The following is a 23,307-nucleotide window of genomic DNA, read 5'->3' on the forward strand; positions in this document are numbered from 1 at the left end:
TGATACACAAATTAGTTTAAGACAATTTGTGTATTCAGGGCAAAAGAAAAAAAATATGAATATCAAACATGTATATTATACTTTATTAGCGGTACTCTTCTGTGTTATTAAAACCAATGCACAAGAAGTTCTGACTATTGAAGAAGCAATGAAAATCGCCCTGGAAAACAATTTCGAGATTAAAATTGCAAAAAACAATTCGGTGATAAGTGAAACAAATGTAACTGTAGGAAATGCCGGAATGCTGCCGACAGCAACCGCTTCGGTTACTGACAATAATAGTGTAACCAATTCTTCGCAGACTCGTCAGGACGGAACTTCCACTTCATTAAACAATGCCAAAAACAATAGTTTGAACTATGGTGTAAGTCTTGGCTGGACAGTGTTTGACGGAATGAAAATGTTTGCCAGATTAGACCAGCTGAAAGAATTGCAAAAATTAGGCGATGCCCAGCTCAAACAAACTATTCTGGTAAAAATAGGACAGGTAAATTCTGCTTATTACGATCTGGTACAGCAGCAGCAGCAATTAGCGGCTCTGGATACTACTATTGTAATTTCTAAACAGCGTCTTGAACTGGCACAAAACCGTTTTACGATTGGTAAAGCTTCAAAACTGGAAGTTTTAAATGCACAGGTCGATTTAAACTCAGATCAGGTGGCTTTATTAAGACAAAAAGAATCGTATGCAAATGCTAAAATTTTACTGAACCAGTATCTGGCCCGTGATCCTAAAATTGATTTCAAAGTAACTGATGAAGTCAAAGTCGACAATAAACTGGTTTTTGCAGACTTACTGGATTTAGCACAAAAACAAAATCCGGGTCTCGAATCTCAGATCATCAACAAACGAATTGCCGAATTACAGCTTAAACAGGTCAAAGCAGACCGCTATCCTACACTCAGGCTGACCTCAGGTTATAATTTTGCCGAAAGCCAGTCCAGTTTAGGATTTACCAGCGAGACCTCTTCAAGAGGTTTTAATTATGGTTTTAATGCCAGTATGAACATTTTTGATGGTTTCAATCAGCACAGAAATGAAAAAGTAGCCAAACTGCAAATTCAGAATTCGCAAATTGCCATCGAACAGCAAAACATGATCCTGAACACGCAATTGAGTACGGCTTACCAAACATATTTGACCAATCTTGAACTTATTGACCTCGAAGAAGACAACGAAGCTATTGCCAAGCAGAACCTTGAAATTACGCTGGATAAATTCAGAATCGGGACTATAACCACCATTGATTTCAGGACCGCACAGCTTAACTATGTCAATGCTAAAGTACGTTACAGCAATGCACAATACGAAGCCAAATTATCTGAAATTGCCTTAAAAGAATTAGCAGGAAATATTAATTTTTAAATTAAATTTGTTTCAAAACAAACTTAGATGATATCCTACAATACAAAAGACTGGTTTACTTTTATTTTTCATTTTCACAAGTCAGATACAGTTAGAAAATTATTCCCGATTATGATTGCCATTGGTATTTATTCGGGTTTGGTAGGATATCTTGAAATTCATTATTTTAAAGTCAGCAAAAGCGATTACATCCACAATATCCCTATTATGCATGGAATGCTGGGTTTTGTAATTTCGTTATTGCTTGTCTTTAGGACTAATACCGCTTATGACCGCTGGTGGGAAGGCCGTAAACTCTGGGGCGGCCTTGTAAACAACAGCCGAAATCTGGCTATCAAACTTTCGGCAATCCTGAAAGACGAAAACGACCGCAGATTTTTCAGGAAATTTATTCCGCTTTATGCAGATATACTTCATAAACATTTAAAAGATACCGATACGAGCAAACAGCTTTTTGAAGACGTTGAACTGGAAATAGACCAGCACAAACACAAACCCAATCAGCTTAAAAGAATCATGTATCATAAAATCAATGATTTGTATGATGATCAAAAAATTACCGGCGACCAGCTGATTATCCTGAATGACGAATTACAGTCGTTTACCGATATCTGCGGTGCCTGCGAACGTATTAAAAACACCCCTATTCCCTACTCTTACAGTGCTTTTATCAAGAAGTTTATTTTCTTTTATACGATGACGCTTCCTTTTGGTTATTCTGTAAGTTTAGGTTATCTGGTGGCTCCCGTAGTTGTTTTTATATTTTACGTACTGGCGAGTCTCGAACTTATTGCCGAAGAAATCGAAGATCCTTTTGGCGATGACGAAAACGACCTGCCGACAAAAAAGATCTCAGAAAACATCAAAAAACATATCGAGGAACTGATTTAATTAAACGTTAAATCCGGAGCAGTTCAACATTTTTTTATTAAATTTAGACTTTCCACTTCTAAATTTAACCGCAATGCAGCATCAACGTGTTTTACTTCATCCTCCGCATTTATCCAATGAAAAATCATTAAAAACACTGGTTGAGAACAGAAGTGTTTACACGCTCAGCAATTGCGAACTAAATCTTTTTGAAACCTACGAAACTACGAATCTTGTTCCGTTAAAATTTAATGATTTTGTAGTAACCAGCATGCTGCGCGGCAAAAAAGTCATGCATCTTTTTGATGAACCCGGTTTTGATTATCTTCCGGGCGAAACAGTAGTGGTTCCTTCGAATATTGAAATGAAAATTGATTTTCCGGAAGCCTCCAAAGAAAACCCTACTCAATGTCTGGCACTGGCTATTGACAATAGTAAAATCAATGAAACTTTAAATTTCCTGAACGAACGTTATCCAAAAGAGGGCAGCGATATTTACTGGCAGCTGAACTATCAGAATTATTTCTTTTATAACAATGTAGATCTGGCTGCAACGATCAACAAACTTATAAAAGAATGTATGGGTACTTCTATCACCAAAGATGCCCTGGCTGATTTAACGCTTCAGGAATTGCTGATACGAATTATTCAGACCCAAACCGTCAAATCTGTAGAAGAAGGTCTCGTTTTTCAGTCTAACAATCCTATTTTTGAAGTAACCGAATTTATCAGGCTTAATTTAAAAGAAAACATCAACCTGAAAAGCCTGAGCGATAAAGCCTGTATGAGTACCACTTCCTTCTATCGTTTTTTTAAAAGGGAGCTTGGCATGAGCCCGATTGAATATATTTTAAACGAAAAAATCAAACACGCTAAAAAACTACTGAAAAACCCCGGAATTCAAATTAACGAAGTCTGTTACCTGTCCGGTTTTGAAGATGCCAACTACTTTACCCGTTTGTTTAAAAAACACGAAGGCATTACTCCTAAACAGTATCAGCAGCTATACATTAATTAAAAAATACTAAGATGCTAAAAATCTTATTTTTCCCGGCATCTTTAAAACTTACTCTTTTACTCAAAAAACTTTACAGGTTCTAAATCCTTTTCCTCTTCTTCGGTAAAAATCCGGTATTCGATCTGAAAAGTCTTTTTTAGAGGGGTTTCCAGCGAAAAACCTCCCACACCAAAAGCATCAATTACTTTAAGTGTAAAGTGGGCATGTTTCCAGTATTCAAATAAATCTTTGTCTACCCAAAACTCTGTTTCTTCAATTGTTCCTATACACACATCTCCCATTCTCTGGTAATAACCGCCTTTTTCAAAACACTGCGGCTGCGTTCCTTCACAGCACCCTCCGGCCTGATAAAACATCAGATCACCGTGTTTTTCCTTTAGTATATGTATCAGTTCTATTGCTTCCTGTGCTGCATCCAATCTTTTTACCATAATTTTATACCTTTAAAAAAAGCAGTAAATTCATTGTTATAAACTTACTGCTTTTTATGATTATTACTAAGAACCGGCAATATCAAGAACAACTCGTCCTTCGATCTGACCTTTTCTCATCCTGTCAAAAACTTCATTTACATCTTCCAGCTTAGCCGGATTAACGGTTGCTTTTACTTTGCCGTCTGCAGCAAATTCAATCGCTTCTTTCATATCCTTACGGGTTCCTACTATTGAACCTCTAATCGTAATTCGGTTTAAAACCGTATCAAAAATCGACAAATCAAAATGACCTGGAGGAAGTCCGTTGAGTGCCATTGTACCTTTTCTCCTTAAAGTTTCAAGCCCTTGTTTGAAAGCTATGGGAGAAACTGCGGTAACCAATGCCCCATGCATTCCACCAACTTCTTTCTTTAAGAATTCTCCAGGATTTTGATTTTTAGCATTCACTACCAAATCGGCACCCAGTTTTTTCGCTAAATTAAGCTTGTCATCTGCCACATCAATAGCCGCCACGTTCATTCCCATTGCTTTTGCATATTGTACGGCAACATGTCCCAAACCTCCAATTCCGGAAATAGCCACCCATTCTCCGGGTTTTACTTCTGTTTCTTTGAGTCCTTTGTAAACAGTCACTCCGGCACAAAGTATAGGCGCCATTTCCATAAAATTGACATTAGAAGGCAAAATCCCTACATAACGTGCATCGGCAATTACAAATTCGGCAAAACCACCGTCAACACTGTATCCCCCGTTCTGCTGGCTTTCACATAAAGTTTCCCAGCCTGTAATACAGTGATCACAGCCGCCGCAGGCACTGTAAAGCCAGGGTACACCAACAGCATCCCCTTCTTTTACATTTTTTACATCCTGCCCTACAGCAGCCACATACCCCACAGCTTCATGTCCCGGAATTAATGGCATTTTGGGCTTAACCGGCCAGTCGCCTTCTACGGCATGTAAATCGGTATGACAAACACCGCTCGCCACTACTTTTACAAGGATTTCATTTCTTCCCGGTCGTTTTACTTCGACTTCTTCAATTTTTAAAAGAGAGCCAAATTCTCTCACGACCGCAGCTTTCATCGTTTTTGGTAACATAACAAGAATGATTTAGCGGACACAACAAGTCCGCCGACTCATTATGTCCTGGTTATAGTATAAGGGATTTTACAGTCTTAAAAGAATCCCAGTTTCTTTTTGTCATAGGAAATCAGCATGTTTTTGGTCTGACGGTACTGACTCAGCATCATTTTGTGATTTTCGCGGCCAATTCCTGATTGTTTATAACCTCCAAAAGGAGCTCCTGCCGGATAAGAATGATATTGATTGATCCAGACACGACCTGACTGAATAGCTCTTGGCACCTGATAAATTTCGTGCGCATCACGTGTCCATACTCCGGCTCCTAATCCGTACATGGTATCATTGGCAATTTCAATAGCTTCCTCGGTAGTTTTAAAAGTGGTTACTGCCAGCACCGGCCCGAAAATTTCTTCCTGAAAAATTCTCATCTTGTTGTGTCCCTTAAATAAAGTAGGTTTAATGTAATACCCGCCTTCAAGGTCCCCGCCTAAATGATTTGCATCTCCTCCGGTCAGTAATTCAGCACCCTCTTCTTTTCCTAATTTAATATAGGACATGATTTTTTCTTTCTGTACCAGTGAAGTCTGTGCGCCAATCATCGTGTTTTTATCCAGCGGATTTCCGGCTATAATGGCTTCTGTCCTTTCAATAACTTTAGTAATAAACTTTTCATAAATATCTTCATGAATTAATAATCTCGACGGACAGGTACAAATTTCTCCCTGATTTAAAGCAAATAATACCGCACCTTCAACCGCTTTATCAAAGAAATCGTCATCATGGTCTGCTACAGAAGGAAAGAAAATGTTAGGTGATTTTCCGCCTAACTCTAAAGTAACCGGAATAATATTTTCGGTTGCATACTGCATAACCATACGTCCGGTAGTAGTAGAACCAGTAAAAGCGGCTTTGGCTACTTTTTTATTAGTCACCAGCGGACGGCCCAGTTCTGCTCCAAATCCGTTCACGACATTCAGAACGCCCGGCGGAAGTATATCGCCAATTAGTTCCATTAAAACCATAATAGAAACCGGAGTACTTTCGGCCGGTTTTAAAACAATCGTATTTCCTGCCGCAAGTGCCGGGGCGATTTTCCATACCGCCATTAAAATAGGGAAATTCCAGGGAATAATCTGGGCCACAACGCCTATAGGTTCGCTTAAAGCAATAGAAACGGTCTGTGAATCCAGTTCGGCAATAGAACTTTCTTCTGCACGGATTACACCGGCAAAATACCGAAAGTGATCAATTGCCAGCGGAATATCGGCAGCAAGTGTTTCACGAATGGGTTTTCCGTTATCAACGGTTTCCACAGCCGCTATGTATTCCAGATTGTCCTCTATTTTCTGTGCAATCTTATTTAAAAGAATACTGCGTTCTGTAACAGAAGTCTTTCCCCATGTTTTAAAAGCTTCGTAAGCAGCGTTTACGGCATTTTCAAGGTCTTGTTTTCCGGAATGTGCCGCCTGCGTAAATACTTTTCCATCGATTGGAGAGATAACATCAAAATAGTCTCCCGTTACCGGAGCTGTAAATTTTCCGTTGATGTAATTGTCGTATTTTGACTTGAATTCAGGTCTTTGTGTGGTTGTGCTCATAATTAGTAAATTTTTTGATTCACTCAAAATTAGCTTCCTCTTCTAAAACAGAATAGCATTTTTCGTTCATCTAATAGCACAAAAATTACAGATTTGATTTAATAAGGTTTTTTAAATGCTTTATTAGTAATTTTTTAATACTAAAAATACCAAATACCCATTTTTACGGCCATTTTGAGCTTCAAAAAGTGCCCTGAAAAAACCAAATAAAATCTTTCTTACTACAATTCTCAATCCTTATATTTGTATCCTCATAAAAGAATAAAACTAACATGAAAATATCTTACAACTGGTTAAAACAATTCATTAAAACTGACTGGTCTTCTGAACAGACTTCTGAACTACTTACTGATTTAGGTCTGGAAGTTGAAGTTGTTGAAAAATACCAGTCCATTAAAGGCGGATTAGAAGGGGTTGTTGTAGGACATGTACTTACTTGTGAAAAACACCCTGATGCCGACAGATTAAAAGTTACAACCGTTAATATTGGCTCTGAAGCTCCCGTGCAGATTGTATGCGGTGCCTCGAATGTAGCGGCAGGACAAAAGGTACCGGTAGCTACTATCGGAACTGTTTTATATGATAAAGAAGGAGCCGAATTTACTATTAAAAAAGGAAAAATCCGAGGACAGGAAAGCCACGGGATGATCTGCGCCGAGGATGAATTAGGTCTTGGAACAGGCCATGACGGAATTATGGTTCTGGATGAAAATCTGGTTCCGGGAACTCCGGCTTCCGAGGTTTTCCAGATTACCAATGACGAAGTATTTGAAATTGGACTTACTCCTAACCGTGCCGATGCTATGAGTCATTTTGGTACGGCACGTGATCTAAGAGCCGGAATGCTGCAGCGTGGTGTAAACATCGAATTAATTACACCTTCTGTAAGCAATTTCAGAGTAGACATGCGTACCCTTAAAATTGATGTAAATGTTGAAGAACCTGCTTTAGCACCAAGATACTGTGGTCTTACAATTTCAGGAATTACAGTTCAGGAATCTCCAAGATGGCTGCAGGACCGTTTAAAAGCGATCGGCCTGACTCCTAAAAATAATATTGTCGACGTTACTAATTATGTTTTACACGAATTAGGACAGCCGCTTCATGCTTTCGATGCTGCTAAAATCAATGGAAAAGTAATTGTTAAAACACTTCCTGCCGGCACGAAATTCGTAACGCTGGATGATGTTGAAAGAACACTTCATGCTGAGGATTTAATGATCTGTGACGAAAAAGGACCGCTTTGTATTGCCGGTGTTTTTGGAGGAAAAAAATCTGGTGTTTCTGAAGGAACTACGACTATTTTCTTAGAAAGTGCTTATTTCGATGCGGTAAGCGTTCGTAAAACAGCGAAAAGACATCAATTGAATACAGATGCTTCTTTTAGATTTGAAAGAGGAATTGACCCAACTATTACAGAATATGCTTTAAAACGTGCTGCCCTTTTAATTCAGGAAGTGGCAGGAGGAAAAGTAACCTCGGATGTTGTAGAAGTGTATCCTAAAAAAGTAGAAGACTTTTCAGTTCTTTTGAATTTCAGCCATGTTTATAAAATTATCGGACAGGAAATTCCTAAAGACACTATCAAAAAAATCCTGGTTTCCCTGGATATTAAAGTAAACAGTGTTTCGGATACCGGTTTAGGTTTAACTATTCCGGCTTATCGTGTAGATGTACAGCGTGAAATTGATGTAATAGAAGAAATTCTAAGAGTATACGGTTACAACAATATCGAGTTTTCTAAAAAATTTAATGCTACGGTAGCTAATTCTCCAAGAACTGAAGATTATAAAGTACAAAATGTTATTGCTTCTCAGTTAAACTCGCAGGGTTTTCATGAGATGATGGCGAACTCTCTAACAACAGCTGCTTATGCCAAATTATCAACTGTTTTAAAAGAAGAGCATAACGTTACGATGTTAAATCCTTTAAGCAGTGATTTATCAACTATGCGTCAGTCTTTATTATTTTCTGCCCTGGAAGCAGTTTCTTACAATATTAACCGAAGAAATTCCGATTTAAAATTATTTGAATTCGGAAAATCCTACCATAAATATCTAAACGGTTACGAAGAGCACAAACACCTGACTTTATCTATTTCAGGAGACCGTAATAAAGAAAGCTGGACAACTCCTCAGAAAGGAACGGATTTCTTTTTATTAAAAGGATATGTAAAAGCGGTTTTAAACCGTTTGGGAATTGAAAAGGTTACGAATGCTCCTGCCCGTTCTGATATTTTTTCTGAAGGTACTTCTATCTCTTACAACAACGATACTTTAGTTGAAATGGGAGTGGTAAAGAAATCGATTTTGAAACATTTCGGAATCAAGCAGGACGTTTATTTTGCTGATTTTAACTGGGATCTGGTTTTAAAGATCATTACCGGAAAAATCAAATACACAGAAATTCCTAAATATCCTGAAGTTCGCAGGGATTTAGCTTTATTGATTGACAAAAACACTACTTACGAAAGTATTTACAATCTGGCAAAACAAAGTGAAAAAGCGCTTTTAAAAGACGTTAATCTATTTGATGTTTATGAAGGCAGTAAGCTTCCGGAGGGCAAAAAATCGTATGCATTGAGCTTTACAATTCAGGACAATACCAAAACTCTTACAGACGCTCAAATTGACAAAATTATGTCTAAACTGCAGCAGACTTTTGAAACGGAACTGGGTGCCAGTTTAAGATAAATTCTAAAAGTATTACAAACCTAAAACCCGACAGTGCTTACTGTCGGGTTTTTCTTTTGGGTTTCAGACCCTTTCGGGCATTTAATCAGCTGTAAAATTCGCTAAGGTTTACGCAGAGAACAGAAGGTTTTTACCCCTTAAGAGCCCCCTGCGTAGACCCTGGCGGACTTTCGCTTACAATTAATGCCCAAAGTGACGCAGTCTAAAACCTGAAACTAAAAAACTAACTAATCAAATATCGCTTCCAGATCTGCCCCCCAAGCATCTGGACTCCTGTTCCCATGTTTTCTGTTTCTAATTTTTGTCTCGAACCATCGTCGAAAATCATTTCAAGATAAATTTTCCCATTTTCTTCACATACATCCCATTTTCCAACTTCTTTTTCAGAAGACTGATTCGGAAGGTACAAACCTCCTCCGGAAACACTTCTAAAGGATTCTTTTAGATAGACTGCACTAAAATCCGGATACAGATAAATGGCCCACTTCATCTCTTCGTACCATCCACCGCCGGAATAATCCCTGTCACTATTAGCTTTTTCCAGACGAAGCTCTCGGTTCGATAAGGTGTTTATCATTTGACTGACTAAATAACTCATGGTTCTTTATTCTTTATTTTTAATGCCTGCCGATCCTATTACAAATAAGCATAACTCTGATTTTTTATATTTAAAAACCACAGCCCTGAACGTTATAAAGTTCTTCAAATCTGCACAGTTTTTATTTCTTAAAATACGGATCAGGCCAGCTTCTTCAGGATATACTTTTTCTATTAACCCATACCTAACAGTCTGATTGTATAGTTATTCGTTTTTCTGTAAATACTAACGGTGTAAAATTGCTTAAATATAAAATAGGAATAAGCCGTAATTTGACCCCTTTTTTTGAATAATTTTACCTGTAAAAAAAGGGTATATTTCCCCTTGACACGTTTGAAAGCTTTGCTCTATTTTTGTCGTTTTCAATAATCAAAAAAAACTGTAAACTAAACCCATTAACCAATTTAAAATCTTTTAATAATCATGAAAAATCCACCTGCAAAACCAAGTCAGCTAATAACAAAAGAATTTGCTAAACAGTTAAATGCTAATTACAATACTAAAAAAGCAGCATCATTAACCGGAAAGGCAGCAAAAAAAGAAGATGCCAATGCCATCTGGTATTCACTGGAAGCATTAGAAAGTTACATACACTATATTAAAACCCACGGCGCTAAAGACGGATATAACGTAGATGGTATACGTTTTTATTTTGGGGTATATCCGGAAGATGAGCAGCATGGCGAAAAAGCCGGACTGACTACTTTATTTCTGGTTCCCACAGGTAATAAAATCGAAAATGATACCGCCAAAATCCAGAGTTTCGCATTAGCAAAAGAAGCTGCATCGGCAGACATTCAAAGTCTTGACCCAATGAACTACGGAAATATCGGAAGACCGCCTAGCTTAACTTATTAATACTTATGTTTGAATTTTTAAGATCGTACATCATTTATTTAGCTTTATTATCAGGATGCATTGGATTAATTTCAATGCATAAATTACCTGGTAAGAAAGCTAAATTTTTAGTAATTTTAATCTGGTTTTCTGTACTAATAGAAATAGTGGGATACTATTTTACGTATTGGACGGGCTTATTGAACTATTATGTATATAATTTCTATATGTTCGTCAGTTTTTCAGCCTATATACTGCTGCTGCGGAGTCTTCTGTCAAAAATATACCACAGGATGACCTCAGTGTATTGTCTTATTCTCTTTATTGTGTCTTTCTTTTTAAATATAATTTACTTCCAGGAAGACACCAACCGGTCTTTTACCTATAGTTTTGCCATTGGCGTTATACTGGTATTAATATTATCCTGCCTATATTTGATAGAGATTTTCAATTCAGACAAAATTTTAAATTTTAAACGATCTGTTTTTTTCTGGTATATACTGGGAATTTTGGTTTTCCATGTCCCTTTTACGCCTTTTATGCTGGCTATTAACTGGTTTCTAATAAAACAGGACGAATCCATATTTAGCCTTGTTTTATTTATCTTAAATTTACTGGCACACAGCTGTTACATTGTTGGATTTATATGGAGCGAAAAGAAATACAATTATTAGTCATTTCATTAGGCATTGTTTTTTTTACTTTAATAGTTATTCTGCTGATTATTTTCTTTTATTTCTTAAAGAAAAAGAACAACTATCTAGTAGAAAAAATGGAGGCTGAATTGTATTTTCAGTCTGAGCTTGTAAAAACCAGAATTGAGATAAAGGACCAGACCCTTTCGGAAATCAGTAAAGAGCTTCATGATAATATCGGTCAGATCATATCGGTAGCCATTATGCAGCTTAATATTGGTATAAGTAACAAAACCATCGAAATTTCCGAATTAAAAGACCTGAAATCCGTACTTGCCAAAGCACTGGATGAACTGAGAATTTTATCGCGAATCATTAACAAAGACAATTTACTGCAGCATAACTTTGTAGACGCTATAAAACTGGATTTAGAAAGGATAAAAAAACTTAAGAAAATAAAGTACAATTTTAACCTTATTGGCGAAATTCCGGTTATTAATGAAGAACACGATCTTATTATTTACAGAATATTTCAGGAAGCCCTGCACAACAGTTTAAAACATTCCCACAGTGATCTGTTTGATGTTTCTATTGAAGCTACTCCGGTTATTTTCAGGCTTACACTGAAAGATTACGGAATTGGATATAACCATGAAAACTCCAATCCCGGATTGGGCGTAAATAATATGAAACTTCGTGCCAAGTTAATTGGAGCCAGGTTCATGATCGAATCCGATCCGTCCGGAACAAGCGTAACCCTCGAATACCCCTTAACCCAATGTGATGAAAACTAACTCAAAAAGCAAACTCATAATCGTCGACGATCATCTTCTTTTCTCGCAATCGCTGGAACTGCTTATTAAAAGTTTTGGTGATTACGAAGTCATAGAACGTTTTGAAAACGGAAAAGTATTTACTTCCTATTTACAGGAAAACACCGGCACCGATATTGATCTGGTTCTTTTAGATGTTAATATGCCTGTTTTAGACGGCGTAAGTACCATGAAATGGATCAAGGAAAACCGGCCAAATTTAAAAGTGATCGCACTTTCGGTTAACGATGATGATGAAATCATTATTAAAATGATCACCAATGGCGCAAAAGGCTATCTATTGAAAGATACTTCACCTGAAATTTTCAGAGAAGCTATCGAATGTGTTATCGAAAAAGGATTTTACTTTACCGAGCTTGTTTCAGGCATGCTGGTCAATAAAGTAAACAGTGATAATAAAAAAGTGAGCTTAAAAGAAAAAGAATTGCTATTTATCAAACATGCCTGTACCGAAATGACATATAAAGAAATCGCCTCAGAAATGTGCCTGAGTCCTAAAACCATCGACGGTTACAGGGAATGTTTGTTTGATAAATTAGAAATAAAAACAAGAATTGGCTTAGTTCTTTATGCAGTCAAAAACAAAATTGTTCTTGTTTGATTTAATAGGTTACTGCTGCAAAAAACGGATACTTATTGATTTTATCACGTCCGTTCAGGAAAGTCAGTTCCATCAGGAAATTACACTGCACAATTTCGCCGCCTAGTTTTTCTACCAGTTCGCAGACTGCTTTTGCCGTTCCGCCGGTAGCCAGCACATCATCGTGAATCAAAACACGATCTCCTTTTTGTATAGCATCGGTATGCATTTCGAGACTATCTGTTCCGTATTCCAGTTCATATGAAGCCGAAATCGTTTCGTACGGCAGTTTTTTAGGTTTCCTGACCGGAACAAAACCGGCATTGAGTTCCTGTGCCAGTAAAATTCCGAAGAAAAAACCACGGCTTTCTGCTCCTACTACCTTATCAATCTTCTGTCCTTTTAAAGAATCGACCAAAAGAGACAGGCATTTTTTCCTTGCTTCGGCATTATTTAGCAGTGGAGTGACATCTTTAAACAAAATTCCTTCTTTAGGAAATCCCTGAATATCACGTATATAATTTTCTACCTTCATTTTTTTTTATTTTTATCTTATTTTATGTTTGTATATCTCACATTTATGTCTAACTTTGCACCCGCAATAAGCAATCAACAAAGCTACTAAAAAAACAGCTAAGTTATAATAAAAAGGCCTCGTGGCGCAACTGAATAGCGCATCTGATTACGGCTCAGAAGGTTACAGGTTTGAATCCTGTCGAGGTCACTCAGCCAGATGGCGCCAATTGTCTTCAATTGGCGCCATTTTTTATTTACACTACTAAATACGCTGGCTTTAAATCATTTTGCTTTTATTTTCTTTCTTTAAAACTAACAGCCGGTTGCACCAAGGTATATATTTACAAGAGAAACAATACAATTTGTTGATTTATCATTCGATAAGTTAACAGGATTCAAACACCAAGAATGAAGAAAAATATGACTTTATAATATCTTATTTTTTTCTAAATGCTGTTCATTCAGAAAATGAAATCTCATTCTAAAATGGTCTTATATTTCAAGATTATTTGAATTTCACGCTCTCATTTTTTCCAATTATAATTATTGCTAGACTGAAGCAAAAAAATGGTATATTTAATTAGGAGTCTCCTTGCGATATATTCCTTTCTGAAACAAAAAACAGTTTTCTAACCGGTGAAAGCAGGGCTTTTGCCCAGTGAAGAAAGAACACTTTTTTGAGGATGAGTACAAAGCCGGCAAAAGAATTTGGCTTCTGCACATAAAGGTCCGCCCCCTTCTCAAAAGTTTCCTCAACATCCTGGAGATGGTCCCAGGTAGAGAGCATCACGGCCGGTATATCCCGCAGCCCTTCATCGCTCTTTATTTCTTCCAGCGCCTTGATCCCACCTTTAACGGGCATGCTGACATCGATAAAAATCATATCGGGATTGGGCTGGGACTCATCTCTCAAGTTATCCAGAAGCTCTTGCCCGTTCTCCACGGTCCTTACCTCAGAGGGAACCTCTGCCTCATCTAGGGCATCGAGGAACAATTCCTGGTCCTCTTTATCGTCTTCGGCCAGTATAATTTTCAGCGGCTCCTGCTGATTTAAGTCTTCACTAGCAGGGCGGGTATTCTCAGAACTGATCATATCGAAGGGGTTTTACAATATCCAAATGTAGCACATAAATGCATAAAAGATTTTGCTGCATCCATAAATTTAAAGTCTGTTATAAATGCAGCCTCTAGGCATTAACCTGCAAGACGGCATTGGTAAATTTTGAGGATGGAATTTACAATATTCCCACATCAAATATGGGAATTATGAAACATCCTCTTAAAGTGCAGTAATATAATTGAAATCCCAGGGAATAACTTTACAGCACCAAAATCATAATCCATGGATCCAGACACTGTTCTTCTGCAGGATATAGCAGACAATACCCTATTGCCTACTGCGGTCTATGCCGGCAGTAATCTTGAAATTGTGTTTGCAAATCCCGCCATGGCCCAGATATGGGGAAAAGGAGATCAGGTAACAGGGAAAACGTTTTCCAAAGTACTTTCAGATTCTAAAAAAGAACACTTACTGAGCCAGGCGCTCAGCGTTTTGAAAACCGGAATACCTATTCATATCAAGGATGAAAAAATAGATATTGATAGAAACGGCATAGTGCTCTGCTGTTATTTTAATTACAGTTTCACTCCCCTTTTTGATCCCGAGGGAAATTGTTACGGGGTTCTGAATACCATTTCAGATGCAACCGAACTCCATGAGTCCAGACAGCAGACCCTTGATTCGGACCAGAGGCTTAAAATGGCCGTTGAGGCTTCAGGAATTGGAACATACGAAATAGATTTATCTACCAGAAAAATTACTGCCTGCAAAAACTTCAATCATATTTTATCCATTGATGAGCTGACATCTGCTGATGCATTAATTTCAAAAACACATCCTGGAGATCTCCCAGTGCGCGAGAAGGCGCATAAAGAAGCCGAAACGACGGGACTGATTTCCTATGAAACAAGAATAATTACTAATGACCTTTCTGAGAAATGGGTAAAGGTTACCGGAAAAATTCTTCGGGATCCAGATGGGAAACCTAGAACAATTATTGGAACGTTTTTGGATATCAGCGAGCATAAGCACTTTGAGCAGGAACTGAAAAAACAGGTTGCGGCGCATACCCAAGAGCTTCGACGCTCCAATGATGATCTTCTGCACTTTGCCCATATAGTAAGTCATGATCTTAAAGAGCCTGTTAGGAAAATCAAGTTTTTTAATCATCTTTTGAAAAATGAGCTGCAAGGTTTTATAAAGGAAAAATCTAAAAAGTATTTTGACAAAATCGACCAGAGCGCACAGCGGATGCAGAATATTATTGAAGGGATTTTGGCCTACTCCACCATCAACAAATCAGTACAGAGCGTTGAGAAAATAAACCTCAATGAGATTATTGAAAATATAAAAACCGATCTCGAGCTTATAATACAGGAAAAAGAAGCAATACTTATTATCCGAGAGCTTCCCTGTATAGAAGGAGCGCTGATTCTCATCCACCAGCTCTTTTACAACCTTATCCAGAATGCCCTTAAGTTTTCAAAACCCGATAAACCTCCTCGCGTGACCATAAAGTCATCAGTTGTAAAGCATAAGGATTCTGATTTTCTAAAGATCATCATTAAAGATAATGGAATCGGGCTGGATCCCCTCTACACTGATAGAATCTTCAATGACTTTGAAAGGCTGCATTCCAAAGATCAGTATGAAGGAAACGGACTGGGTCTTTCTTTATGCAGAAAAATAACAGAAAGGCATAATGGAACCATCAGCGCATCAGGGAAAAAAGATAACGGCGCAGCATTTACAGTAACTCTTCCCCTAAAGCAGAAGAGCTCTGTCATTTAATTCTATTGATAAAAACTGGTCTAAAATAAAGCATACTACCTGCGGCAATAGGTTTGAGTTTTGAGGCAAAAAAACGCCCCTGTAATTTCATTCAGGTAAAATCACAAGGCCGTTCCTAGAATCTTTTTATTTTGTTTTATTCCACCGTTATGGTTTTACTTTTAGTATGGCTGCACGATGAGGAATTTCCCTTTTTGGTGGTCACTTCCGCTTTTACGGCATAAGTGCCGGCCGCCGCATAAGTATGTGAAACTGTTATGCCCTCAGCAGTCTGCCCGTCCCCGAATGTCCATTTAACAGTTCCAAGGGTTCTTTCGCTCCCTGCATAATGAATTGAAAAATTGATTTTCCTTGCATTGGCCGGATCCGCTTCATGATTTAAGGTCATTAAAAGATCATCCCCCAGACAATCCACAATTTCTTCTTCGGTTTTGCTGCAGGAAACTGCGATAAAAAATGACGTGATAAACATTAAAATTGCTGTACTTTTTCTCATAATATTATTTTAATAGTTCATTCAATAAAAATAATCATTTTTATGAATTCACTCTAACATAATGAAAGAATTTTCCTTATATGGAAATCTAAAAATCACCCGGGCGGCAGCATCAAATGCTTAAACAAACAGGCAGAAAGGCTACAGAAGCAATTAAATAACCAATATTCTCCTGCAGGAGAACAGCAGCGATGCCTGGCTGCCGGTACCAACAGCTATGCCACTAAACCTTTTAAGCATCATGAACTTTTAGAAGCTGTAAGATCAGTTCTCAAAAACAACACAAATAAATATGCGCTCGATACCTTTCTGCCAGAGAAAGCTGCACTAAATTTTCAAATAATCCGCTATTTCAATTTTTGTGGCAAAATCGTGGCTCAAAAAACCCCAAATACTCCTTAAGCCACTTAAAATCAAACTATTATACACTAATATTCGAATCATTACTAAATTTATCAAGCTCTCAAAAAATATCTTTTCCCAAGTAAGCACAGCACGAATGGTCTTTGCAGAAAGTGAGAAATGCAAATTCTTACATCTACTCTAGGCATTATCCGTTTTAAAAAACTTGGTTGCAGATTATAAATTGCAACATCTTATTTACCTTATTTTATTTCAGAGCACTGTAAATTTATACGATTAAATTAAAAAATCGTAATCCTATGAAAACAGCCAAACCGCATTTTTCACTTCTAATGCTCATTGTCTTTTTTATAAATTTTTCTATGGCTCAGACAACATCACCTCTGGTTCAGAAAATGTATAATGGAGAGTGGCCGTCAAAAGATGAAATTCAGAAAAACTACGACTATTATTTTGAACAGGCTGCCATACAGGCCTACATGGCATCTTTGCCGGCATTAAATACCATCGGAATCCGGGATGCATCTGAAGCTAAATTTGGAAAAGGCTACAACATACTGCCTATCTGGAAAGACAGAATGAACGCTAAAACACTGATTCCGACGCCAAACTGCGATGTAATCTATTCTATGAATTATCTAGATCTTAAGGAGACAGGACCTCTGGTGATTTACGCTCCGCCGGGCGTTATTGGAATGTTTACCGATTTTTTTCAGCGCACATTGACCGATGTAGGAGCTGCAGGCCCGGACAGAAATTCAGGAGGACTTTATTTACTGCTTCCTCCCGATTATGACGGACATGTGCCTGGAGGATATTTCGCTTTTAAATCAAGAACTTACAACGTCTTTCTTTTCTTCCGCACCGTGCTTATAGCGGGTCCAAACGGACCAGACACAAAGAAACCTGTAGCAACCGCAGAAATGACTAGAATTTATCCATTAGGCGTTACTGAGTCAAACCGACCTGCCATGAAGTTTCCAAATGCTTCGCCCGAAAGGATCAATATGATGTATCCTACAGACTTCACTTTTTGGGAAAAACTAAAAAAATTCATTGATTACGAACCTGTCGGCTGTTTAGATCCTGTTTCTCGAGGACAGCTTGCTTCCATAGGAATTATTAAAGGACAGCCATTTAATCCAGATGTGCACCAGAAACAGATTCTTATCGATGCCGTAACCAAGGCAGAAAAAATGATTCTTGGTTTCCGCCTTCATCCGGACGGTTTAAACATGAATCCCTATTATAAAGACCGAAAATATGTGAATGTATGGGGCGGTGTTGATGCGGACTGGCAGACAGCTTCTTATCAGTCTTTAAAAACGCAGGCCGCTTATTTCCAAATTGCGTTTTCTTCTGCTCCGGCAATGGTGGTAGATGCCATTGGTATGGGATCAAAATATCCTAATACTTTCATGGATTCTGAAGGCAATTTCTTAAATGGAAGCAATAGCTATAAACTGCATCTTCCGCCAAATATTCCGGCAAGTTTATATTGGGCTGTAACAGCTTACAATCCGCAGGACGGGACCATGCCTGAAACCTCACAGCCTTTCCCATCCAGAAATCAGTTCGATAAAGTGAAAACCAATTCTGATGGTTCGGTAGATCTGTATTTCGGACCTTCGAAACCATCCGCTTCACCTGCTGAAAATTGGATACAGACACTTCCTAACAGGGCTTTGCTTATAGCAGTAAGATTATACGGAACAGGAAGCGCTTTCTACGACCAGACTTGGAAACCTGATGATGTTGTAAAAATAAAATAAGGATAATCGTTTGGGGGATTAAATGTCCTTTAAATCAAAATAGCCATTGCTTTTCATTAAAAACTAAAAACAATACCTATGAAAAAATTCCTCATTACTCTGCTTGCGATTACAGCCTTAACCGCCTGCAAAAAAAACACAGATACTTCGGAAAATACTAATGCTGCAGCAACTGAAGCTGGAACCGAGAAAAAAGACAGTCTTACTCTAGCTGCGGCAAGCACCGAAGTAAAACTGCATCCCGAATATGCAAAGACGCTTGCTCGTATGGCCTATGTGTGGGGTTATCCGATGGTAAATATGCTTAACAGAAAAAACACTCTTGCAAAGGCGCCAGAGCCTGGGCGTATGGACGGTGTACTGCCTGTAGCACCTACAGGACGTATCGGAATGCTGTACGACTATATTAATCCCGCGCAGACTTTTATTGCCTGTCCTAATCAAGACGTAGTATACGGACTAGGCTTTTTTTCTTTAGACGAGCAGCCGGTTGTGATACAGGTTCCAGATTTTGGAAAACGTTTTTTTGTATATGCGATCTATGACGCAAGAACAGACCAGGTGGGCCAATTAGGACAGCCATATGGATCAAAGCCAGGCTTTTATTTATTGAAAGGACCAAAATGGAACGGAAAAGTGCCGGACGGCATAACCGGAGTTCTTACCAGCCCTACCACTTTAGCAAACTGTATTCCGCGTATTTTTCAGGACGATACTCCGGAAGACAAAGCTGCTATACAGCCGCTTATCAATCAGGTTGTGGTTTATCCTCTTTCAGAATTTGACGGTAAGATGAAAACAACAGTCTGGAAAAATGCTCCAATTATTCCAAATCCAAATCCTAGTACTGGCGGGGCAGAAACCAAATGGGTAAAACCTGAGGTTTATTTTGACCAGTTCTCTACTGTACTTGAAACTGTTCCGCCGCTTCCAGGTGAAGAATCATTATACGGACAGTTTAAATCTTTAGTAGCTGCCGCGAAAAAAGATACTGCTTTTAAAAAATTAATCACCGATGAAGTAATTGCTTTAGACAAAACATTAGTTAAAGATTTTATTCGCTGGGAATACAATGGAAAACCTGCAGGAAATGGCTGGAACCGTTCGCAGAATAATGCGCAGTGGGGACTTGATTATTACAATCGTGCAGGAACTTCAAAATCGAATATGTTTGACAATCGTCCAAATGAAACGCAGTATTTCTATACCGATAAGACAACGGACGGACAAGAGCTGTCAGGAACGAACAATTACAAAATTACCTTTAAGGTGCTTCCTCCTGTAAAAGGTTTCTGGTCTTTGACTTTATACAACAAAGAGCATTTCTTTTATCCTAATGCATTAAAAAGATATTCGCTGGGAACAAAGAACAAAACTCTTAAGAAAAATACCGACGGAACATTAACTCTATACGCAGGAAATAAAAATCCAGGTGCAGATAAAGAAAGTAACTGGCTCCCTGCCCCTTCAGAACATTTTTCATTGTACATACGCGCTTACTGGGGAGACACGGCAATTATAGATGGCAGCTGGACACCGCCTGTGGTTGAAAAATATTAATTAATTCCATGCCATAAAAATCGAATTAATAATTTTAATACTCAACGCCTAGACACATACAAACTGCCATCGAATAAAAAAATAAAACAATTATCTTATAAATTCACACAAAGCCCAAATGACGTCAATTGAAGAGAATTGACGTCATTTTATTATTTACTAAATGATACTTGGTATCTTTTTTTTAATATAATTTAAAGTTGTCCATTTAAACAAATGATTGTCTGAGATTATTTTTTACAAATTATTTGAGAAATCAAGTAGATTTTTACATCTATCCCCAACAGGACATCTAAACCAAATTTACAAAGCCAATGAAAGACAGAAGCTACATATAGTAAGCCAATTTCTTCAAATCATCCAAAAATGATGTTGTAATTTGTCCTGTCCCCGTCACTCAGCCAGATGGCGCCAATGGAAGACAATTGGCGCCATTTTTTTATTTATGCTACTAAACACGATGCCTTTGAGTCATTTTTTCTTTTATTTTCTTTCTTTAAAATAATAGCAAATTGCTTCAGTGTATATATTTATATAAAAAACAGTACAAATAGTTAATTTATCATTCAATAACTTAACAGGATTCGAACACCAAAAATTGATAGAATATAAAGCTTTTACATTTCTTTAAGTTTTTTTTACTATTGTTCATATGGTAAATACTGCAGTCTAATTTTAAAAATGTTTTAACTTTTTACTTCAATTTTTCGCTCTAATAACTTCAATTATTAATTATTGTTCAACTGAGGCAAAAAATTGCTTTGCTCCAGAATTAATAAATAACAAAAGTTGCTTGAGTAAAAACTGAAGCATGAATGAGCTGTTCTTTGGAAGAGCTTACAGAGCAGCTGCATAATACTGCCAGAAGGTCAAAAACTTCGGAAAATTATACGGGTTCTGAAAAAGAAAACCAGACAGTCATATTGGAAACGCTGCTGCTGAATGAGCACGGACTCATTTTTTAGATCCCGATACTGACAGGAATGTTATTACTATAAAGGCCTTATTATTAAAACATATAGCAGAATTTTGTGTAACTTATATTCGTAAAATCCTCCTCTGTCTCAAATTATTATTCTTTTGTCTTTAACTTTTTCAAAAACCGCTAAAAGCTGTCTCAGATTAGAAAGCAGCTCCATAACAGAAGCATAGTCACCAGTATCAGAATTATCTTCCAATGACAGCGTGTACTGCCTGTAAAATACGCAAAACCTAAAAATTCAGCTCCAATCCCACCGATGCTGAAATTATTATATACTTTTGTTTCCAAACGTTCTGAAACTCCCCTTATTCGCAATACATTTATTTTTTATCATGACTGTTTCCCCAACTCCGGTTCCGCACAATGAAACTGAACGCCTTAATGCCTTAAAACGCTATAATATACTCGATACACTTCCTGACCAGGTTTTTGACGATGCCACAGCACTTGTTTCCTACATCTGCGGCACTCCGATAGCTTATATCTCCTTTATAGATGAAAACCGCCAGTGGTTCAAATCCAAAATTGGGTTCGACATTTCTGAAATCCCGAGAGAAATCACTTTCTCCCGCTACACGATCATGGATTCCAAAATGGTAGAGATTCCCGACACCCTGCTTCATGAACGATTCAAAGATGACCCCAATGTAAAAGGAGGCCATAATATTAGATTTTATGTCGGAATGCCCATCACAACTCCCGACGGATATGTCATCGGGGTTTTATGTGCCGTGGACCACGAGCCCAGAACATTAAATGAAAATCAGCGCAATGCACTGAATATTGTAGCGCGCCACGTAATCAACACGCTGGAATTAGGCACTAAAAACAGCGAGCTTACACAGCAGAAAAAGATAGCTGACCGTGCCGTAGCGGCTAAAGAGAATTTTCTGGCCAATATGAGCCATGAGATCCGCACGCCCCTAAATGCAGTGATCGGTTTTACCGAACTTTTGGCTGCAACCAATCTGGATGAGCAGCAGCTGGATTTTGTAAAAGATGTAAAGATTGCGGGAGACAATCTTATGATCATTGTCAACGACATCCTGGATCTGTCTAAAATTGAGTCAGGTAGCCTGACCCTCGAGCAGCGACCGTTTGATCTAAAGAAAACACTCAAACATGTCTATGACCTCTTAAGGGTCAAAGTCCATGATGGCGTGGAGTTTAACCTGTATCTCGATGCCGGGCTTCCTGAAATAATTTCCGGAGATCCGGGCAGGCTTAACCAGATACTGGTAAATCTGGCCGGCAATGCCCTTAAGTTCACCATGGAAGGGGAAGTGACCATCTCTGTAAAAAAAACAGCAGAAACAGACGACAGCTGCCAGATCCGCTTTGTGGTGAAAGATACCGGAATCGGCATATCTCAGAAGCATCTTGATACCATTTTCGGACGGTTTACCCAAGCCGAGCAGAGCACAACCAGAAAGTTCGGAGGCACAGGACTCGGGCTTAACATTGTAAAACAGCTTGTTGAACTGCATGATTCAAATATTCAGGTAAAAAGCATAGAAGGAAGCGGGTCGGAGTTTTACTTCACATTATCTTATAAAAAAGCAGTCTTGGAAACCAGCCCGCCTGAAGCGAAACTCTTCAATGATCTTGGCAGGCTCAGCATACTGCTTTGTGAGGACAACTACCTCAACCAGAAACTGGCACAGAACGTAATTGAAGGATTCGGATTTAAAATAGATATAGCCGAAAACGGAAGCCAGGGCATAGAAATGCTAGCGCACGGAGAATATGACCTGATGCTTATGGATCTGCAGATGCCTATTCAGGACGGCTACCAGACGACTAAATATATAAGAAAAGAAATGAATAACCCTATCCCTATTATCGCCATGACTGCACATTCCCTGGCAGGAGAACTGCACCGATGCCTGGATGCTGGCATGAACGGCTATGTGCCTAAACCTTTTAAGCAGCATGAACTTTTGGAAGCAATAAAATCAGTTCTAAAAAAAGACATAATCTTTTAAAGCAACCACTATAAGTATGGAAAAATAATCTGTTTTTAAGCAACTTCAGAAAATAAAATTTTATTTTTAAATGGTTTAATAATTCATAATCATTTGAATCTCCCTTCTCATTTTTTCAAATATTATCATTCCTTGACGGAGGCAAAAAATTGGTTTATTCATAAAGCGGATAATAACGTAATACAGCTGTAAAGATTAAAGTAAATACATCGTAAAACTTAGGATCACAGAATTAAA

The 23,307-nt window shown here is 38.0% G+C and carries 19 protein-coding genes and 1 tRNA gene; 13 read left to right on the forward strand and 7 right to left on the reverse strand.

The window, feature by feature from the left end:
• Nucleotides 1-55 precede the first annotated feature (55 nt).
• The 3 genes from ACODST_RS02615 (at nucleotide 56) to ACODST_RS02625 (ending at nucleotide 3,254) form a co-directional block, all read left to right on the forward strand.
• The gene (locus ACODST_RS02615) at nucleotides 56-1,366 is read left to right on the forward strand and encodes a TolC family protein (RefSeq protein WP_488930561.1); all 1,311 of its coding nucleotides are present in this window, start codon (nucleotides 56-58) and stop codon (nucleotides 1,364-1,366) included.
• 27 nt (nucleotides 1,367-1,393) lie between these two features.
• Complete coding sequence (locus tag ACODST_RS02620) at nucleotides 1,394-2,257, forward strand: bestrophin family protein (protein ID WP_488930562.1); 864 nt, start codon at nucleotides 1,394-1,396, stop codon at nucleotides 2,255-2,257.
• 73 nt (nucleotides 2,258-2,330) lie between these two features.
• A complete protein-coding gene (locus ACODST_RS02625; RefSeq protein WP_488930563.1) occupies nucleotides 2,331-3,254 on the forward strand; it encodes an AraC family transcriptional regulator in 924 nt (307 codons plus the stop codon).
• A gap of 56 nt (nucleotides 3,255-3,310) precedes the next feature.
• Here the strand turns inward: ACODST_RS02625 and ACODST_RS02630 are convergent, their stop codons facing one another.
• The 3 genes from ACODST_RS02630 to ACODST_RS02640 form a co-directional block, all read right to left on the reverse strand.
• Nucleotides 3,311-3,685, reverse strand: coding sequence for a DUF779 domain-containing protein (locus ACODST_RS02630; RefSeq protein ID WP_488930564.1), 375 nt, complete (start codon nucleotides 3,683-3,685; stop codon nucleotides 3,311-3,313).
• A 66-nt stretch (nucleotides 3,686-3,751) separates the two neighbouring features.
• Entirely contained in the window at nucleotides 3,752-4,786 is a 1,035-nt protein-coding gene (gene adhP / locus ACODST_RS02635) for an alcohol dehydrogenase AdhP (RefSeq protein ID WP_488930565.1), read from the reverse strand.
• Nucleotides 4,787-4,863: 77 nt separating this feature from the next.
• Nucleotides 4,864-6,369, reverse strand: a complete 1,506-nt coding sequence (locus ACODST_RS02640; protein WP_488930566.1) for an aldehyde dehydrogenase family protein — start codon at nucleotides 6,367-6,369, stop codon at nucleotides 4,864-4,866.
• A 272-nt stretch (nucleotides 6,370-6,641) separates the two neighbouring features.
• On the opposite strand from ACODST_RS02640, the gene pheT reads away from it, so the two are divergent.
• Nucleotides 6,642-9,062 carry a phenylalanine--tRNA ligase subunit beta gene (gene pheT, locus ACODST_RS02645; protein WP_488930567.1) on the forward strand — a complete coding sequence of 807 codons (2,421 nt, stop codon included), beginning with the start codon at nucleotides 6,642-6,644 and terminating at the stop codon, nucleotides 9,060-9,062.
• A 223-nt stretch (nucleotides 9,063-9,285) separates the two neighbouring features.
• Here pheT and ACODST_RS02650 read toward each other — a convergent pair whose 3' ends face one another.
• Nucleotides 9,286-9,660 (reverse strand): hypothetical protein, encoded by a 375-nt coding sequence (locus ACODST_RS02650; protein WP_488930568.1) that lies wholly within the window; start codon nucleotides 9,658-9,660, stop codon nucleotides 9,286-9,288.
• A 423-nt stretch (nucleotides 9,661-10,083) separates the two neighbouring features.
• Here ACODST_RS02650 and ACODST_RS02655 point away from each other — a divergent pair, with 423 nt between their 5' ends.
• The 3 genes from ACODST_RS02655 (at nucleotide 10,084) to ACODST_RS02665 (ending at nucleotide 12,566) form a co-directional block, all read left to right on the forward strand.
• Nucleotides 10,084-10,518 (forward strand): hypothetical protein, encoded by a 435-nt coding sequence (locus tag ACODST_RS02655; protein WP_488930569.1) that lies wholly within the window; start codon nucleotides 10,084-10,086, stop codon nucleotides 10,516-10,518.
• A gap of 625 nt (nucleotides 10,519-11,143) precedes the next feature.
• On the forward strand, nucleotides 11,144-11,926 hold the full coding sequence (locus ACODST_RS02660; protein ID WP_488930570.1) for a sensor histidine kinase: 783 nt from the start codon (nucleotides 11,144-11,146) through the stop codon (nucleotides 11,924-11,926).
• Entirely contained in the window at nucleotides 11,916-12,566 is a 651-nt protein-coding gene (locus tag ACODST_RS02665) for a response regulator transcription factor (protein ID WP_488930571.1), read from the forward strand. Before ACODST_RS02660 ends, ACODST_RS02665 begins: the two co-directional genes overlap by 11 nt.
• A gap of 1 nt (nucleotide 12,567) precedes the next feature.
• Here the strand turns inward: ACODST_RS02665 and ACODST_RS02670 are convergent, their stop codons facing one another.
• Nucleotides 12,568-13,080, reverse strand: coding sequence for an adenine phosphoribosyltransferase (locus tag ACODST_RS02670; RefSeq protein WP_488930572.1), 513 nt, complete (start codon nucleotides 13,078-13,080; stop codon nucleotides 12,568-12,570).
• Nucleotides 13,081-13,195: 115 nt separating this feature from the next.
• Between ACODST_RS02670 and ACODST_RS02675 the strand changes: the two genes are divergently transcribed.
• A tRNA-Arg gene (locus ACODST_RS02675) sits at nucleotides 13,196-13,269 on the forward strand.
• A 372-nt stretch (nucleotides 13,270-13,641) separates the two neighbouring features.
• On the opposite strand, the gene ACODST_RS02680 is transcribed toward ACODST_RS02675, so the two are convergent.
• Nucleotides 13,642-14,154, reverse strand: a complete 513-nt coding sequence (locus tag ACODST_RS02680; protein ID WP_488930573.1) for a response regulator — start codon at nucleotides 14,152-14,154, stop codon at nucleotides 13,642-13,644.
• 249 nt (nucleotides 14,155-14,403) lie between these two features.
• Between ACODST_RS02680 and ACODST_RS02685 the strand changes: the two genes are divergently transcribed.
• Complete coding sequence (locus ACODST_RS02685) at nucleotides 14,404-15,912, forward strand: PAS domain-containing sensor histidine kinase (RefSeq protein WP_488930574.1); 1,509 nt, start codon at nucleotides 14,404-14,406, stop codon at nucleotides 15,910-15,912.
• 136 nt (nucleotides 15,913-16,048) lie between these two features.
• Here the strand turns inward: ACODST_RS02685 and ACODST_RS02690 are convergent, their stop codons facing one another.
• Nucleotides 16,049-16,408, reverse strand: a complete 360-nt coding sequence (locus ACODST_RS02690) for a PKD domain-containing protein (RefSeq protein ID WP_488930575.1) — start codon at nucleotides 16,406-16,408, stop codon at nucleotides 16,049-16,051.
• Between the two features lie 662 nt (nucleotides 16,409-17,070).
• Here ACODST_RS02690 and ACODST_RS02695 point away from each other — a divergent pair.
• From ACODST_RS02695 to ACODST_RS02710, 4 genes are all read left to right on the forward strand, one after another.
• Complete coding sequence (locus ACODST_RS02695) at nucleotides 17,071-18,543, forward strand: DUF1254 domain-containing protein (RefSeq protein WP_488930576.1); 1,473 nt, start codon at nucleotides 17,071-17,073, stop codon at nucleotides 18,541-18,543.
• Nucleotides 18,544-18,621: 78 nt separating this feature from the next.
• Nucleotides 18,622-20,103, forward strand: coding sequence for a DUF1254 domain-containing protein (locus ACODST_RS02700; protein ID WP_488930577.1), 1,482 nt, complete (start codon nucleotides 18,622-18,624; stop codon nucleotides 20,101-20,103).
• 815 nt (nucleotides 20,104-20,918) lie between these two features.
• Entirely contained in the window at nucleotides 20,919-21,068 is a 150-nt protein-coding gene (locus tag ACODST_RS02705; protein WP_488930578.1) for a hypothetical protein, read from the forward strand.
• A 349-nt stretch (nucleotides 21,069-21,417) separates the two neighbouring features.
• Nucleotides 21,418-23,070, forward strand: coding sequence for a GAF domain-containing hybrid sensor histidine kinase/response regulator (locus ACODST_RS02710; protein WP_488930579.1), 1,653 nt, complete (start codon nucleotides 21,418-21,420; stop codon nucleotides 23,068-23,070).
• Nucleotides 23,071-23,307 lie beyond the last annotated feature (237 nt).

This window comes from Flavobacterium sp. FG19 (assembly GCF_057809475.1).

What these genes read in the sequence shown, in the direction of transcription:
- ACODST_RS02615 (WP_488930561.1), top strand. Translation starts at nt 56, where the DNA reads ATGAATATCAAACATGTATATTATACTTTATTAGCGGTACTCTTCTGT.
- ACODST_RS02620 (WP_488930562.1), top strand. Translation starts at nt 1,394, where the DNA reads ATGATATCCTACAATACAAAAGACTGGTTTACTTTTATTTTTCATTTT.
- ACODST_RS02625 (WP_488930563.1), top strand. Translation starts at nt 2,331, where the DNA reads ATGCAGCATCAACGTGTTTTACTTCATCCTCCGCATTTATCCAATGAA.
- ACODST_RS02630 (WP_488930564.1), bottom strand. Translation starts at nt 3,685, where the DNA reads ATGGTAAAAAGATTGGATGCAGCACAGGAAGCAATAGAACTGATACAT.
- adhP (WP_488930565.1), bottom strand. Translation starts at nt 4,786, where the DNA reads ATGTTACCAAAAACGATGAAAGCTGCGGTCGTGAGAGAATTTGGCTCT.
- ACODST_RS02640 (WP_488930566.1), bottom strand. Translation starts at nt 6,369, where the DNA reads ATGAGCACAACCACACAAAGACCTGAATTCAAGTCAAAATACGACAAT.
- pheT (WP_488930567.1), top strand. Translation starts at nt 6,642, where the DNA reads ATGAAAATATCTTACAACTGGTTAAAACAATTCATTAAAACTGACTGG.
- ACODST_RS02650 (WP_488930568.1), bottom strand. Translation starts at nt 9,660, where the DNA reads ATGAGTTATTTAGTCAGTCAAATGATAAACACCTTATCGAACCGAGAG.
- ACODST_RS02655 (WP_488930569.1), top strand. Translation starts at nt 10,084, where the DNA reads ATGAAAAATCCACCTGCAAAACCAAGTCAGCTAATAACAAAAGAATTT.
- ACODST_RS02660 (WP_488930570.1), top strand. Translation starts at nt 11,144, where the DNA reads ATGGAGCGAAAAGAAATACAATTATTAGTCATTTCATTAGGCATTGTT.
- ACODST_RS02665 (WP_488930571.1), top strand. Translation starts at nt 11,916, where the DNA reads ATGAAAACTAACTCAAAAAGCAAACTCATAATCGTCGACGATCATCTT.
- ACODST_RS02670 (WP_488930572.1), bottom strand. Translation starts at nt 13,080, where the DNA reads ATGAAGGTAGAAAATTATATACGTGATATTCAGGGATTTCCTAAAGAA.
- ACODST_RS02680 (WP_488930573.1), bottom strand. Translation starts at nt 14,154, where the DNA reads ATGATCAGTTCTGAGAATACCCGCCCTGCTAGTGAAGACTTAAATCAG.
- ACODST_RS02685 (WP_488930574.1), top strand. Translation starts at nt 14,404, where the DNA reads ATGGATCCAGACACTGTTCTTCTGCAGGATATAGCAGACAATACCCTA.
- ACODST_RS02690 (WP_488930575.1), bottom strand. Translation starts at nt 16,408, where the DNA reads ATGAGAAAAAGTACAGCAATTTTAATGTTTATCACGTCATTTTTTATC.
- ACODST_RS02695 (WP_488930576.1), top strand. Translation starts at nt 17,071, where the DNA reads ATGAAAACAGCCAAACCGCATTTTTCACTTCTAATGCTCATTGTCTTT.
- ACODST_RS02700 (WP_488930577.1), top strand. Translation starts at nt 18,622, where the DNA reads ATGAAAAAATTCCTCATTACTCTGCTTGCGATTACAGCCTTAACCGCC.
- ACODST_RS02705 (WP_488930578.1), top strand. Translation starts at nt 20,919, where the DNA reads ATGAGCTGTTCTTTGGAAGAGCTTACAGAGCAGCTGCATAATACTGCC.
- ACODST_RS02710 (WP_488930579.1), top strand. Translation starts at nt 21,418, where the DNA reads ATGACTGTTTCCCCAACTCCGGTTCCGCACAATGAAACTGAACGCCTT.